Source organism: Micromonospora sp. KC606 (assembly GCF_004348675.1).
Lineage (GTDB): Bacteria > Actinomycetota > Actinomycetes > Mycobacteriales > Micromonosporaceae > Micromonospora.
On sequence record NZ_SMKN01000148.1, the window covers coordinates 1 to 14,421 of the forward strand.

The window sequence follows — 14,421 nt, forward strand, 5'->3', positions numbered from 1 at the left end:
GGGTGGTGGCTGCCGTCCCTGGCGCCCTCGCGTGCCGGTTTGGCGACCGGGTCGGGCTGAGGAGGCAGGCTCTGTGGTGCTGCCGGTGCGGTGGTCAGCCGAGATCGCCGGGCTGGTTCGCTGCCGATCCGACGAGGCGCAGGGCTGCGGCCGCGACCGCCCGCTGCACCTCCTCACGCGGTGGGAGGACGGGTAGGTCGCGGCGCATTCCGATGACGCTCTCCACCAGGCCGAAGACGAGGTCGCCGGTGATGTCGGTGTCCTCGGTCGTGTCGGAGGCGGCGGCCACGAGCCGGCGGTAGGTCAGGCGCAGCTGTTCGCGTTCGCGGCGGAAGCGGGCGAAGGGCTCGGAGGCGACCTCCGGCAGGGCGTAGAGGATGCCGATGTTCCAGCGGGCGCCGAGCAGGACGTCGACGTCGTACCTCACCAACTCGCGCAGGGCGGCCGCGGGCTCCAGGTCCGTGTCGGCGAGTTCCCCCGCGTAGGCGAGCGACGGGCGGACGGTGGCCTCGAGCAGTTCGGCGAGGATCTGTTCCTTGTTGGCGAAGTGGTAGTAGAGCGACGCCTGGCGGATGCCGACGGTCTCGGCGATCAGCCGGGTGGAGGTGGCGGCGTAGCCGCGCTGGGCGAAGAGTTCGGCGGCAGCGTCGAGGATCTCCTCGCGGGCGGTGGCGGTGGGAAGGCGTCGTGCGCCGGACCGGGGGCGTCCTACGGGGGCTGCCGAGGGTGACGACTTCACGTATGAATCGTCGCATGCCGGTCGCTTGTCGCCCTGTCGTCCTCTGCCGTTAACAAGACCGCAATATTCCGCAACCCAAGGTTTACCACCGAGAAACCGCCGTCAACGATAACTCCCCGGAATCTGTCAACCGACAGGAATTATCGGCGGCGCCGATCGCCGCTCGATCCGAGGAGGCGGTCATGTCACTTTCCCCAGCTCCGCCGGCGCCGCCCCCGGCCGGCTCGACGGACCCTGCCACAGATGCGGCGGACCTGCGTGGCTTCGGGTACGAGCCGGAGTTGCGCCGCAGCATCGGCAGCTACGCGTCGTTCGCCGCCGGGTTCTCGTTCGTTTCGATCCTCACCACGGTCTTCCAGCTGTTCGCCTTCGGTTTCTCGTTCGGCGGCCCGGCCTTCTTCTGGACCTGGCCGCTCGTCTTCGCCGGCCAGTTCATGGTGGCGCTCAACTTCGCCGAGCTCGCCGCCCGCTACCCGCTCTCCGGGTGCATCTACCAGTGGTCGCGGCGGCTCTCCAACGCCATGGTCGGCTGGTTCGCCGGCTGGGTAATGATCATCGCCCAGGTCGCCACCGTCGCGGCCGCCGCGATCGCCCTACAGGTGGTGCTCCCGTCGATCTGGTCCGGGTTCCAGCTCGTCGGCGACGATCCGTCGCTGACCTCGACGAGCGGGGCCACCAACGCCGTCATCCTCGGCTCGATCCTGATCGCGCTCACCACGCTGGTGAACGTCATCGGCGTGCGGCTCATGGCGATCGTCAACAGCACCGGGGTGACTCTCGAGATCATCGGGGTTGTCGCGGTGGTCGTGCTCCTGATGTTCAACGTCGAGCGCGGCCCGGGCGTCGTCTTCGACACCGGCGGCACCGGTACGGGGCTGGCGTACGTCGGGCCGTTCCTGGTCTCGGCGCTGATGGCGGCGTACGTGGTGGTGGGCTTCGACAGCGCCGGCGAGCTGAGCGAGGAGACGCGCGACCCGCGGCACACCGCACCCCGGACGATCCTGCGGGCGCTCGCCGCCTCCGGCATCGGCGGCGGACTGATGCTGCTGGCCGCCCTGATGGCGGCGCCGAGCCTCACCGACGGCCGGCTCGCCACCGAGGGCCTGCCCTACGTGCTGACCAGCCGGCTCGGCGAGACCGGCGGCCGGATCCTGCTGATCGACGTGGCGATCGCCATCGCGGTCTGCACCCTGGCCATCCAGACCGCCGGCAGCCGCATGATCTTCTCGATGGCCCGCGACGGCGTGCTGCCGTTCTCCGGCGCGCTTCGCAGGGTGTCGCCGCGCACCGGCACCCCGGCGCTGCCCGCCCTCGTCGTCGGAGTCGGCGCGATCGCGGTGCTGCTGGTCAACATCGGTCAGGCAGCGCTGTTCACCGCCATCACCAGCGTCTGCATCGTCATGCTCTACATCGCCTATGCCCTGGTCACGGTCCCGCTGCTGGTACGCCGACTCAGCGGCTGGCCGAAGGGCGAGGAGGCCGCCAGCACCGAGCGCGGCGGCGGACTGTTCGCTCTCGGACGGTTCGGGATCGTCGTCAACGTCCTGGCGGTGCTCTACGGCATCGGCATGATTCTCAACCTCGGTTGGCCGCGGCAGGAGGTCTACGACCCCGAAGGCAGCCACTGGTACCTGCACTACTTCTCCCTGTTGTTCGTCGGCGGTGCCCTGCTCGTGGGCGGGCTGGCCTACCTGCGCTACCGCACCCGTGCCCTGTCCCTGCACCCGCCGCGGCTGCCGATCGCGACCGCCGTCGCGGAAGGAGAGACCGCATGACCGGCTCCACCGCCACCACCGCCGGCGCCCGCGAGCACGCCCGTTCCCAGGGCGGAACCGTCGTCGACTGCATGCCGATCGTGCCGGCCACCCGGCTCGGCGAAGATCTCACCTGGGCCGAGACGATCCCCGGCGGCGGCTACGCGAGCAAGCGGCTCGCCCGCGGCACCACGCTGCGCCTGACCGACCCGCACGGCGACGCCTGCGTCTCGGTGCTGCTGTTCAACGCCGACGAGCCGTGGGAGCGGCTCAACGTCGCCGACACCGTCAAGGTGCTCTGGCAGGCGTACGTCGGCGAAGGCCACCTCCTCCTCTCCGACCAGGGGCGGGTGCTCGCCTCGGTCACCGCCGGAGCGCCGGACCGCTCCGACACCTTCTGCGGAACCTCCACCCTGCTCAGCAACACCGAACGGTACGGCGACGGCAGCCCGCACGGCCCGTCACCCGCCGGGCGGGAACTGCTGACCCTGGCCGCCGCGAAACACGGTCTGACCCGCCGGGACCTGCCCCCCAGCCTCTCCTTCTTCCAGGGGGTACGCGTCGGCGACGACGGCACCTTCACCTGGCTCGGCTCGGCCGGCCCGGGAGCGAGCGTGGAACTGCGCGCCGAGATGCCGGTCACGGTGCTGCTCGCCAACGCCCCGCACCCGCTCGACCCGCGCGACGCGTACACCTGCTCCTCCGTCGAGATCCGGGCCTGGAGCGGACCGCCCACCGTGCCGACCGACCAGCTCTGGTCCCGCTCGCCGGAAGGCGAGCGCGCCTTCCTCAACACCGCCGACTACCTCACCGCCCGGGGGATCGCATGACCGCTCTGGTTGCGGGGACGACCGTCCTCGACGAGACCGTCGCGGCGCGCGCGCCCTGGTCGGCGATCGTGCGCCGTGGGCAGGTGCTGACCATCGTCGACCTGCACGGCAACCAGGCCGTCGACTGCCTGCTCTACAACGCCGACGACACCGCCGAGCGGTACTCGGCACCGGACACCCTCGCCGCGCAGGGCGGCATCTTCCTCACCACCGGCAGCGTGCTGCGCTCCTGCGAGGGCCGGCCGCTGATGACCGTCGTGGCCGACGAGGTCGGCCGGCACGACACCGTCGGCGGCGCGTGCAGCCGCGAGTCCAACACCCTGAGGTACGGCCACCACACCAAGCACCAGCACGCCTGCGTCGAGAACTTCCTGATCGAGGGAGCCCGCCGGGGGCTCGGCAAACGCGACCTGGTCAGCAACATCAACTGGTACATGAACGTCCCCGTCGACCCGGACGGCAGCCTCGGCATCGTCGACGGTATCTCCGCGCCCGGCCTGCGCGTCGCCCTGCGCGCCGAGATGGACGTCCTGGTCCTGGTCTCGAACTGCCCGCAGATCAACAACCCGTGCAACGGCTTCGACCCGACGCCGGTGCGGATGGTCGTCACCGCCCCCTGACGCGAAGGACCCTCCCATGTTCGACACCCTGCTCGTCGCCAACCGCGGCGAGATCGCCAGCCGGGTCATCCGCACCGCCGCCCGGATGGGCCTGAAGACCGTCGCCGTCTTCTCCGACCCCGACCGGGCCGCCCCGCACGTGCGGGCGGCCGACCTGGCCGTGCGTCTCGGCCCGGCACCGGCCCGCGACAGCTACCTGCGCATCGACCGGGTTCTCGACGCGGCGCTGTCCACCGGCGCCGGTGCCGTGCACCCCGGATACGGCTTCCTGTCCGAGGACGCCCGGTTCGCCGCCGCCGTCGAGCAGGCCGGGCTCGCCTTCGTCGGGCCGACGCCCGCGCACCTGACCGCCTTCGGCGCCAAGCACACCGCCCGGGACCTCGCCCTGGCCGCCGGAGTGCCGATGATCGAGGGAACCGGCCTGCTGTCCGGCCTCGACGAGGCCCTCGACGCCGCGGCACGCATCGGCTACCCCGTCATGGTCAAGGCCACCGGCGGAGGCGGCGGCATCGGCATGCGGGCCTGCCACACCCCGGAAGAGCTGACCGCCGCGTACGACCGCGTCGAACGGCTCGCCGTGGCCAACTTCGGCAGCGGCGGCGTCTTCCTGGAACGGTTCGTGCAGTGGGCCCGCCACGTCGAGGTGCAGATCTTCGGCGACGGCAGAGGCCGCGTGGTGACTCTCGGCGACCGGGACTGCAGCCTGCAGCGCCGCAACCAGAAGGTGATCGAGGAAGCGCCCGCGCCAGGGCTGCCGGACACGGTCCGCGAACAGCTACACGCCTCGGCGGCGGCGCTGTGCGCGTCGGTGAACTACCGGTCGGCGGGCACCGTCGAGTTCGTCTACGACGCCGAACGCGAACAGGCTTCGTTCCTCGAGGTCAACGCCCGCCTACAGGTCGAGCACCCGGTGACCGAGGAGATCTTCGACATCGACCTGGTCGAGTGGATGCTGCGCCTCGCCCAGGGCGACGACACGGTCCTCGACACCCCGCGCCGGGCGGCCGGCGCCGCCGTCGAGGCCCGCGTCTACGCCGAGGACCCGACCCAGGGACACCGGCCCAGCGCCGGCCTGGTCACCGACGTGAGTTTCCCGGCGGGCGTCCGCGTCGACGGCTGGGTGGCGGCCGGCACCGAGGTGACCACCTCCTACGACCCGATGCTCGCCAAGGTGATCGTCACCGGCGCGACCCGCGACGAGGCGTACTCGAAGCTGCGCGACGCCCTCGCCGCCACCCGCATCGACGGCATCGAGACCAACCTCGGCCTGCTGCGAGCCGCGGCCGCCGACCCGGAGGTCCTGGCCGCGCGGCACTCCACCGCGACCCTCGCCGGGGTGCGAGACGACGAGCCACGCATCGTCGTCGAACGGCCCGGCACGCTGACCACGGTGCAGGACTGGCCCGGGCGTACCGGCCTGTGGGAGGTCGGCGTCCCGCCGTCCGGGCCGATGGACGACCTCTCGTTCCGCCTCGGCAACCGGGTGCTGGGCAACGACGAGGGCGCGCCGGGCCTGGAGTGCACCGTCGACGGCCCGGCCCTACGTTTCACCTCCCCGGCCACGGTCTGCGTGACCGGCGCGTACGCGCCGGTCACCGTCGACGGCGTACGCGTGCCGTGCTGGGAGCCGGTCAAGGTCTCGGCCGGTAGCGTGCTGGACGTCGGCAGGGCGACCGACGGCGGGCTGCGCAGCTACGTCCTGGTGGCCGGCGGCATCGACGTGCCGCAGTACCTGGGCAGCGCGGCCACCTTCACGCTCGGCCAGTTCGGCGGCCACGGGGGACGCGCGCTGCGCGTCGGCGACGTCCTGCGCCAGGGCCCGCCCACCGGGCCGGTCGCGGGCCCGGTGCCGTGGGACGAGCGGCCGGCGATCCGGCGGGACTGGCAGATCGCCGTCACCGAGGGACCACACGCGGCCCCCGAGTTCTTCCTGCGCGACGACATCGACGCCTTCTACACCGCCGAGTGGCAGGTGCACTTCAACTCCGCCCGCACCGGCGTCCGCCTGGTCGGCCCCAAACCCCGATGGGCACGTAGCGACGGCGGGGAGGCTGGCCTGCACCCGTCGAACATCCACGACACGCCGTACTCGGTGGGTGCGGTCGATTTCACCGGCGACGTGCCGATCCTGCTCGGACCCGACGGACCCAGCCTGGGCGGGTTCGTCTGCCCGGCCACCGTCGTCACCGCCGAACGCTGGAAACTCGGCCAGCTCAGCCCGGGCGACACCGTACGGTTCGTGCCTGTCTCCGACGACACCGCGGCTTGCCTGCGTGCCCGGCCGCTCACGCCGCTCACGCCGCTGGTCACCGGTGACGACGGCGTCCTGGCCCGCCGCGAGCCGACCGACGCCGCCCCGGCCGTCACCTACCGCCGCTGCGGTGACGACAACCTGCTCGTCGAGTACGGGCCGATGATCCTGGACCTCGGCCTGCGCATGCGCGGGCACGCGTTGATGGACCGGCTCCGCGCCGAGGGCCTGACCGGCGTCGTCGACCTGACCCCCGGCATCCGGTCGTTGCAGATCCACGTCGATCCCGACCGCCTGCCCGTGCGCCGCCTTCTCGACGTGGTCCGCGAGGTCGAGGACGACCTGCCCGCCACCCGCGACCTGGCGGTACCGAGCCGGGTGGTGCACCTGCCCCTGTCCTGGGACGACCCGGCGACCCGGGAGGCGATCGCCCGCTACATGACCGGCGTCCGCGACGACGCGCCCTGGTGCCCGTGGAACATCGAGTTCATCCGCCGGGTCAACGGCCTCGACAGCGTCGACGACGTCTACCGCACCGTCTACGACGCCAGCTACCTGGTTCTCGGGCTCGGCGACGTCTACCTCGGCGCGCCGGTCGCGACGCCGCTCGACCCGAGGCACCGCCTGGTTACCACGAAGTACAACCCGGCCCGCACCTGGACGCCGGAGAACGCGGTCGGCATCGGTGGCGCGTACCTGTGCATCTACGGCATGGAGGGGCCCGGCGGCTACCAGTTCGTCGGCCGCACCGTGCAGGTGTGGTCGCGCTGGCGGCAGGCCGGCGGCTTCGAGCCCGGTTCGCCCTGGCTGCTGCGCCACTTCGACCGGATCTCCTGGTACCCGGTCAGCGCCGAGGAACTGCTCGACCTGCGCGCCGACGTCGCCGCCGGACGACACCGGCTGCGGATCGAGGACGGCACCTTCCGGCTCGCCGACCACGAGGACTTCCTCGCCGAGAACGCCGCCGCCATCGCGGACTTCCGTCAACGCCAGGCCACCGCCTTCGGTCAGGAACGTGATGCGTGGGCGGCGGCCGGCGAGTTCGACCCGCGGCCCGAGCCCGAGGCGCCGCCGGCCACCGGCGAAGTGGCCGTGCCCGAGGGAGGCGCGCTGGTCGAAGCGCCGTTCGTGTCCAGCGTATGGCGCATCGACGTGCGCCCCGGCGACCGGGTTGTCGCGGGGCAGCCGCTGCTCGCGCTGGAGGCCATGAAGCTCGAGACCGTGGTCACCGCTCCGCAGGACGGCGCGGTCGCCGACATTTTTGTCACCCCTGGCAGTCAGGTCGCGCCGGGAAGCCCGCTGCTCGTACTCGCCGGAAGGACCACCGCATGACTCCGCAGGACCGCGTACGCGACGCGTATGCCCGGCTCGCCCTCGGCGAGCGACCCGAAGCGTGGATCACGCTGCGCGAGCAGGAGGACGTGCTGGCCGAGGCGGCGGCCCTCGAAGCCCGCCTGGTGGCGGGCGAGACCCTGCCACTGGCCGGGTCGCTGGTGGCGGTCAAGGACAACATCGACGTCGCGGGGCTTCCGACAACAGCGGGATGCCCCGGGTACGCGTACCTCCCGGCTCGCAGCGCCCCGGCCGTCCAGCGGCTCGTCGACGCCGGTGCGATCGTGCTGGGCAAGACCAACCTGGACCAGTTCGCGACCGGACTGGTGGGGACGCGCAGCCCGTACGGAGCGGTGCGCGACGCCCGCGACCCGCAACGGGTCTCCGGTGGATCCAGTTCCGGATCGGCCGTGGCCGTGGCACTGGGCATCGCCGACCTCGCGCTGGGCACCGACACGGCCGGATCGGGGCGGGTACCGGCCGCGTTCCAGGGCATCGTCGGGATCAAGCCGACCCGTGGCCTCGTTCCCGTCGAGGGGGTCGTTCCGGCCTGTCGCAGCCTTGACTGCGTGACCGTCTTCGCTCGCGGTCTCGGCACGGCGCAGCAGGCGATCTCGATCATGAGCGATCCGGTGTGGCCGGCGCACGCGCCTCTCGCGGCGCCGCCGCGGCCCGTGGTCGCGGTGCCGAAGCGCGACGAACTCGTCGGCATGTCAGAAGAGTGGCTCGACGCCTTCGAGCAGGCCGCGAAGGCCCTGGAGACCGCCGGGGCCCGGCTGCGGCCGATCCGGCTCGCGCCTTTCCTCGACGCCGCGAAACTGCTCTACAACGGCGGTTTCGTCGCCGAACGGTACGCCGCCGTCGGCGCCTTCGTCGACGCGCACCCCGACGGCGTCGACCAGACCGTGGGGGCCATCATCTCCGCAGCCCGGGACGTTCCCGCGCACGTGCTCGTCGCCGACACCGAGCGCGTGGAACGGCTGCGCGCCGAGGCGATGGGGGAGTGGGGTGACGCGGACGCGCTGCTGCTGCCCACCGCCCCGATCCACCCCACGATCGCGGAGGTCGCCGCGGACCCGGTGGGCGTCAACGCGCTCGTCGGCACGTACACCAACTTCTGCAACCTCTTCGGCCTCGCCGCCGTCGCCGTCCCCGCCGGCGAGACCAGCGACGGACCTTTCGGTGTCCAGGTGATCTCCCGGGGCTTCGCCGACGCGGTCGCCGCCGGCGTGGCCGCGCTGCTGACCGGGGAGCCCGCACCGGCCCCGGCCGCCGCCGGGCTGCGGCTGCTCGTCGTCGGCGCGCACCTGACCGGACAGCCCCTCAACGGGCAGCTCACCACCGTCGGCGGCCGGTTCGCCGGCCGGGTCCGCACCGCCCCGGAGTACCGCCTGCACGCCCTGCCGACCCAGCCGCCGAAGCCCGGCCTCGTCCGGGTTACCGCCGGTGGCGCGGGTGTCGAGGGCGAGGTGTGGGAGCTGCCCCCCGCCGCGCTCGGCCGGTTCCTCGCCGCGCTGCCGGAACCCATGGTCCTCGGAAAGGTACGGCTCGCCGACGGAACGTGTGTCACCGGCTTCCTGTGCGAGACCGCCGCACTCGAGGACGCTCCCGATATCACCGTCCGCGGCGGCTGGCTCGCCCACCTCGCAGCCCTGGAGTCCCGATGAACAGCGTCACCCTGCTCGCGCCGCGCCACGTCCTCGCCGACCTGCTACTCACCCGGCTGACCCGGCACCGCGAAGCCGTCGTCCGCAACACCATGCTCGTCGCGGGCGGTGCCGGACTGATCGGCCTGTCGGCGCAGATCGCGCTGCCCGTACCCGGCAGCCCGGTGCCCGTGACCGGGCAGACCCTGGCCGTACTGCTGACGGCCGCCGCACTCGGACCGTGGCGCGGACCCGCGGCGTGCCTCACGTACGTCCTTGCCGGGATCGCCGGTGTCCCGTGGTTCGCCGGCGGCACCGCTGGCCTCGTCGGCCCGACCTTCGGCTATCTCCTCGGCATGGCCCTGGCCGCGACCCTCGTCGGGGAACTCGCCCGTCGCGGCGCCGACCGCACACCGTGGCGCGTGATGCCCACGATGGTCCTGGGCAACCTCGTCGTCTACGCCGTCGGCCTGCCCTGGCTCGCCGCGTCCCTGCGCCTCGACGCCGTCGCGGCGATCCAGGCCGGCCTGGTGCCGTTCCTGGTCGGCGACGCGCTCAAGACGGTGGTCGCGGCCGGACTGCTGCCCGCCGCCTGGCGGTCCTGCCGCCGCGACCAGGGCCCGCGAACCGGTCTCACCTCGGGCGCGGTGAAGTAGCCCGGGGCCCCGGGCCAGCCGTGGTCTCGTCGCGCGGCTCGGCGTGCCACGAACGCCAGAGGGCGGCGTACGACCCGCCGGCCCGCACCAGGTCGTCGTGGCTGCCGATCTCGGTGATCCGGCCACCCTCCAGCACCGCGACCCGGTCGGCGTCGTGCGCGGTGTTGAGCCGGTGCGCGATCGCGATGACGGTACGCCCGGCGAGCAGCGCCGCGAGCGCCCGCTCGGTACGCCGGGCGGTGGTCGGGTCCAGGGCGGCGGTGGCCTCGTCGAGAATCAGCGTGTGCGGGTCGGCGAGCACCAGCCGGGCGAGCGCGAGCTGCTGGGCCTCGGCCGAATCGAGCTGCCGGGCGCCGTCGCCGAGCGGGGTGTCCAGCCCGTCCGGCAGCCGGGCCGACCAGTCGGCGCCCACGGTGGCCAGCGCCGAGCGCATCCGCTCGTCGGAGGCGTCCGGGGCGGCGAAGGCGAGGTTGTCGCGCAGCGAACCGATGAACACGTGGTGCTCCTGGGTGACCAGCGCGATCCGACGCCGCCGCTCGGCCGGGTCCAGATCGGTGACGGGGCAGCCGCCGATACTCACCACGCCGCGCCGTGGCGCGTCGATCCCGGCGAGCAGCCGGGCCAGGGTGGACTTGCCGGCCCCCGACGGGCCGACCACCGCCAGCCGCTCACCGGGGCTCACCTCCAGGTCGATGCCGTGCAGTACGTCCTTCCCGTCGGGGTAGGAGAAGCGGGCGTCGCGGACGACCAGCCGCTCGCCCCGCGGCGGTGACGCCCGCCCGGGTGGCTCCGGCGGCACCAGGCCGACGCCGAGCACCCGGGCGAACGAGGCGAAGCCCCGCTGCGCCTGCTCCGTCCACTGCAACAGCCGGTCCAGCGGCTCGATCGCCTGTTGCAGGTAGAGCGCGGCGGCGACCACCGCGCCGAGCGGGACCATCCCCGCCTGGAGCAGGAACCCGCCGACGAGCAGCACCGCGGCGACCGGCAGCGGGTAACTGGCCTCCACCACCGTGAAGAACACGGTACGCAGCGTCAGCGTCGCCCGTCGGGCCCGCCACAGCCGGTCGATGCGGGCGGTGCCGTACACGATCCGGTCGTCGGCGAGCCGCAGCGCCTCGACGGTACGCGCGCCCTCGGCCGTACTGGTCAACGCCTCGGTCAGGTCGGCGGCCGCCGCGCCCTCGGCCAGGTACGCGGGGGTCGCCCGGCGCAGGTACCAGCGGGTCACCAGCCAGATCGACGGCAGCCCGACCAGCGCCGCCAGGCCGAGCAGCGGATGCAGCAGGAAGATCGCCCCGAACAGCAGCGCCAACTGCACCGCGGAGATGACGATGGTGGGCACCACGTCCCGGACGGTGGTCCCGACGGTCGCCACGTCGACCGAGCTGCGGGTGGCCAGGTCGCCGGCGCCGGCCCGTTCGACGACGGAGACGGGCAGCCGCAGCGTGGACCGGACGAACTCCTCGCGCAACTGCGCGACGGCCCGTTCGCCGAACCGGTGGCCGGCGTACTGGGCGTACCGGGAGAGCAACGCCTGCGCCACCACGGCGCCGCCGATCGCCAGGGCCAGCCGGTCGACGGTGGCGACCCCGGCGCCCGCGCCGACCCGGTCGACGATGGCGCCGAGCAGCCACGGCGGGGCGAGCCCGGCGATCGCGGCGGCGCCGTGCAGCGCCAGCAGGAGCGTCACCGCGCGCCGGTCCCGGCGGATCAGGCCGCGCAGCGCCCGCCGGACCGTGCCGCGATCAGCCACCGGCAGGCCGTTCACGGGCGGACCCGGTGGGGCGCGGTGGGATCGTCGGCGCTGCCCCGGTCGACGAGGGCCCGGTAGCCCGGATCGCGGTCGAGCATGTCGAGGTGGGTGCCGGTGGCGACGACCCGGCCGGCGTGCAGGTGGGCGACCGTGTCGGCCCGGCCGAGCAGCAGCGGCGACGTGGCGATCAGTACGGTGGTCCGCCTGGTCCGCGCGGTGCGCAGCCGCTCGGCGATCCGCCCCTCGGTGTGCGCGTCCACCGCCGACGTCGGGTCGACGAGGATCAGCACCTCCGGTTCGGCCAGCAGCGCCCGCGCCAGGCGGATCCGCTGCCGCTGGCCGCCGGAGAGCGTCCGGGCCCGGCCGCCGACCGAAGTGTCCAGACCCGCCGGCAGGGCGTCGGTGACGTCCTCGGCCGAGGCGGCGCGCAGGGCCTCGGCGATCCGTTCGTCACCGGTTCCCGGCCGGGTACACAGGATCTCCCGTAGCGTCCCGGCGAAGAGGTACGAGTCGTGCTCGGCGACCAGGACACGGGCGCGGACCTCGTCCAGCGGGCGCGCGGACAGTGGCCGGCCGCCCCAGGTGACGTCGCTGACGACGTACCGGCCGAGCCGGTCGGCCAACGCGACGGCGTCCGCCGGGTCGTCGGCGGCGACGCCGGTCAGCCAACCGGCGTGGACGGTCAGCCCGGTGACCGGGTCGTGCAGGTCGGCGGGGTGGGACGGGACGGGCTCGGGCTCGGGCTCAGGCCGGCGGGCACCGGGGACGGCGCCGGGACCAGGTCCGCCGACGTCGTCGGGGGTCAGGGCGAGCAGGGCGATGATCCGGCGGGCGGCGACCCGTCCCCGGATGAACTGGTGGCTGCCCTCCAACAGGAACCAGACCGGCACGACGAGGGTCGCCACGTACCCGTACACGGCGACCAGCTGCCCGACACTGATCTCGCCGGTCGCCGTCATCCGGGCCCCCAGCCACACCACGGCCGCGAGGAACAGCCCTGGCACGGCGACGATCGCGGCGTCGATCCAGCTGTTGACCGCGCCGACCCGGTACCCCTCGGCGAGCAGGTCCCGGGAACGGGCGGCGTACCGGCGGGCGAACAGGCCGCGGCCGCCCACCCCGGCGAGCACCCGCAGCCCGGCGACGATGTCGCCGGAGCGCGCGGTGAGTTCGCCCTGCTGCTGCCGGTAGACCGACTCCGCCCCGTCCAGCCGGCGCAGCAGCGGGCCGACGACCAGGCCGACCGCCGGCACCCCCAGGAGCACGCAGAGCGCGAGGAGGGGAGAGATCGACCAGAGCACGACGGCGACGACCGCGTACCCGACGACCGCGCCGACGCCCGGGCCGGTCAACGTGAGCACCTGCGCCGTCCAGTCGATGTCGGAGCCGCCGACGGTGGCCACCTCACCGGCGACGGCCCGGCGTCGCAGCACCGCGCCGATCCGGGCGAGCTGCCGCAGCACCAGCGCGGCCGAGCGAGCCTTCGCGTCCTCCCGGATGAACGTCATCGTGCGGTGCCGCATGATGCCGAGCCAGGCCAGCCCGAGGCCCGCGGCGACGATCGCCGCGACCCAGGCGGCCAGGGCCCGGACGTTCCCGGCCCGCAGCCCGTCGTCCACCGCCCGGGAGATCAGGAACGGCCGGACCGACAGCCCGACCATCCACGCGGTGCCGAGCAGGCTGCCGCGCAACGCCCGCCATGGCTGGCAGCGGACCAGCCACCACAGGTAGCGCAGCGGTCCGCCGAGGTCCGGTGTGCCGGGCTCGGGATGCGGAATCTGCGGGGGCACCGACCCACGCTACCGATCCGGTCCGTACCTCACCGCCCCTTTTTCCCGGCGTCGGGCGCCGGGCCCGGCCGCTTCTCCCCGGGGTGCCCGCGTCGGGCCGGGGCGGCCGGACACCGTCGGGGGTGGCGGCTGCCGAGCCGGCCCGTGTGTCACAGGCGCGAGGCAGAATCGCAGCCGTGCGGGTGGCGGTGGTGGCGGATGAGCAGGGTGGGGGCGTGCTCCAGCCGCTCGACGGCGCCGGCCGCCCCGCCGGGCCGGCCGAGCGGGCCACCGACCTGGCCGCCGCCGTTGCCGCCCGGGAGGCCGCCGGGCGTCCGCGCTGGGTTCTCGCCTCGGCCGCGGCGCTCTACCCGGCGCTGCTGCGCGCCGGGGTGCGGCTGGAGCGCTGCCACGACGTGGAGCTGACCGAGGCCCTGCTGCTCGGTCACGCCGGCCGTTGGGGCGAGCCTCGGTCGCTCGCCGCCGCGTACGCCCGGCTGATCGGGGCCGTCGTCCCCGCCGATCCACCGCCCCGGCCGCCGGCCCCGCCCGGGCACGGCCAGGGCGCGCTATTCGACGCCGTCTCCGGGCCGCCGTCTCCGGGCAGCGCGGCGTTGACCCGGGTGTACGCCGACCAACTGGCCCGGATCGCGGCCACCGCGCACCCCGGCCGCTTCCGGCTGCTGGTGGCCGCCGAGTCGGCCGGGGCGCTGATCGCGGTGGAGATGGGCGCGTCCGGCCTGCCCTGGCGGGCCGACGTGCACGACGCGATCCTCGCCGAGTTGCTCGGCGAGGTGTCTCCGGTGGGTGGGCCGCCCCGCCGGCTGGCCGAGTTGGCGGCCCGGATCGCCGACGCGTTCGGCGTACGGCAGGTGCACGCCGACTCGCCGGCGGAGCTGCTGCGGGCGTTCGCCCGGGCCGGGGTGGAGCTGCCGAACACCCGCGCCTGGGTGCTGCGCGGCGTCGACCACCCGGCGGTGCCGCTGGTGTTGGAGTACAAGGAGCTCTACCGGATCTGGACGGCGCACGGCCGGGCGTGGCGGGACGCCTGGGTCCGCGACGGGCGTTTCC

At 73.9% G+C, this 14,421-nt stretch carries 9 protein-coding genes and 1 pseudogene; 7 read left to right on the forward strand and 3 right to left on the reverse strand.

Annotation, left to right across the window (positions count from 1 at the left end):
- Nucleotides 1-94: 94 nt before the first annotated feature.
- Nucleotides 95-739 carry a TetR/AcrR family transcriptional regulator gene (locus tag E1193_RS22790; protein WP_132185227.1) on the reverse strand — a complete coding sequence of 215 codons (645 nt, stop codon included), beginning with the start codon at nt 737-739 and terminating at the stop codon, nt 95-97.
- 182 nt (nt 740-921) lie between these two features.
- Between E1193_RS22790 and E1193_RS22795 the strand changes: the two genes are divergently transcribed.
- The 6 genes from E1193_RS22795 to E1193_RS22820 are packed head-to-tail and all read left to right on the forward strand — an operon-like array spanning nt 922 to nt 9,828.
- The gene (locus E1193_RS22795) at nt 922-2,514 is read left to right on the forward strand and encodes an amino acid permease (RefSeq protein WP_132185228.1); all 1,593 of its coding nucleotides are present in this window, start codon (nt 922-924) and stop codon (nt 2,512-2,514) included.
- A complete protein-coding gene (locus tag E1193_RS22800; RefSeq protein WP_132185229.1) occupies nt 2,511-3,323 on the forward strand; it encodes an urea amidolyase associated protein UAAP1 in 813 nt (270 codons plus the stop codon). Before E1193_RS22795 ends, E1193_RS22800 begins: the two co-directional genes overlap by 4 nt.
- On the forward strand, nt 3,320-3,943 hold the full coding sequence (locus E1193_RS22805; RefSeq protein ID WP_132185230.1) for an urea amidolyase associated protein UAAP2: 624 nt from the start codon (nt 3,320-3,322) through the stop codon (nt 3,941-3,943). Before E1193_RS22800 ends, E1193_RS22805 begins: the two co-directional genes overlap by 4 nt.
- 16 nt (nt 3,944-3,959) lie before the next feature.
- Nucleotides 3,960-7,526, forward strand: coding sequence for an urea carboxylase (uca, locus tag E1193_RS32575; RefSeq protein ID WP_132185231.1), 3,567 nt, complete (start codon nt 3,960-3,962; stop codon nt 7,524-7,526).
- Nucleotides 7,523-9,193, forward strand: a complete 1,671-nt coding sequence (gene atzF / locus E1193_RS22815; RefSeq protein ID WP_207922813.1) for an allophanate hydrolase — start codon at nt 7,523-7,525, stop codon at nt 9,191-9,193. Before uca ends, atzF begins: the two co-directional genes overlap by 4 nt.
- Entirely contained in the window at nt 9,190-9,828 is a 639-nt protein-coding gene (locus tag E1193_RS22820) for a biotin transporter BioY (protein WP_132185233.1), read from the forward strand. Before atzF ends, E1193_RS22820 begins: the two co-directional genes overlap by 4 nt.
- Here E1193_RS22820 and E1193_RS22825 read toward each other — a convergent pair.
- Both E1193_RS22825 and E1193_RS22830 read right to left on the reverse strand, forming a co-directional pair.
- The gene (locus tag E1193_RS22825) at nt 9,806-11,596 is read right to left on the reverse strand and encodes an ABC transporter ATP-binding protein (protein ID WP_132185234.1); all 1,791 of its coding nucleotides are present in this window, start codon (nt 11,594-11,596) and stop codon (nt 9,806-9,808) included. The genes E1193_RS22820 and E1193_RS22825 overlap by 23 nt on opposite strands.
- Nucleotides 11,593-13,371: an ABC transporter ATP-binding protein gene (locus E1193_RS22830; protein ID WP_132185235.1), complete on the reverse strand. Its 1,779-nt coding sequence runs from the start codon at nt 13,369-13,371 to the stop codon at nt 11,593-11,595. The genes E1193_RS22825 and E1193_RS22830 overlap by 4 nt, the downstream gene beginning before the upstream one ends.
- A 146-nt stretch (nt 13,372-13,517) precedes the next feature.
- On the opposite strand from E1193_RS22830, the pseudogene E1193_RS22835 reads away from it, so the two are divergent.
- Nucleotides 13,518-14,421: pseudogene (locus tag E1193_RS22835) on the forward strand (bifunctional 3'-5' exonuclease/DNA polymerase); the annotation flags it as partial.

Excerpts from the sequence above, each read along its gene's own strand:
- E1193_RS22795 (WP_132185228.1), top strand. The coding sequence starts at position 922 with ATGTCACTTTCCCCAGCTCCGCCGGCGCCGCCCCCGGCCGGCTCGACG.
- E1193_RS22800 (WP_132185229.1), top strand. The coding sequence starts at position 2,511 with ATGACCGGCTCCACCGCCACCACCGCCGGCGCCCGCGAGCACGCCCGT.
- E1193_RS22805 (WP_132185230.1), top strand. The coding sequence starts at position 3,320 with ATGACCGCTCTGGTTGCGGGGACGACCGTCCTCGACGAGACCGTCGCG.
- uca (WP_132185231.1), top strand. The coding sequence starts at position 3,960 with ATGTTCGACACCCTGCTCGTCGCCAACCGCGGCGAGATCGCCAGCCGG.
- atzF (WP_207922813.1), top strand. The coding sequence starts at position 7,523 with ATGACTCCGCAGGACCGCGTACGCGACGCGTATGCCCGGCTCGCCCTC.
- E1193_RS22820 (WP_132185233.1), top strand. The coding sequence starts at position 9,190 with ATGAACAGCGTCACCCTGCTCGCGCCGCGCCACGTCCTCGCCGACCTG.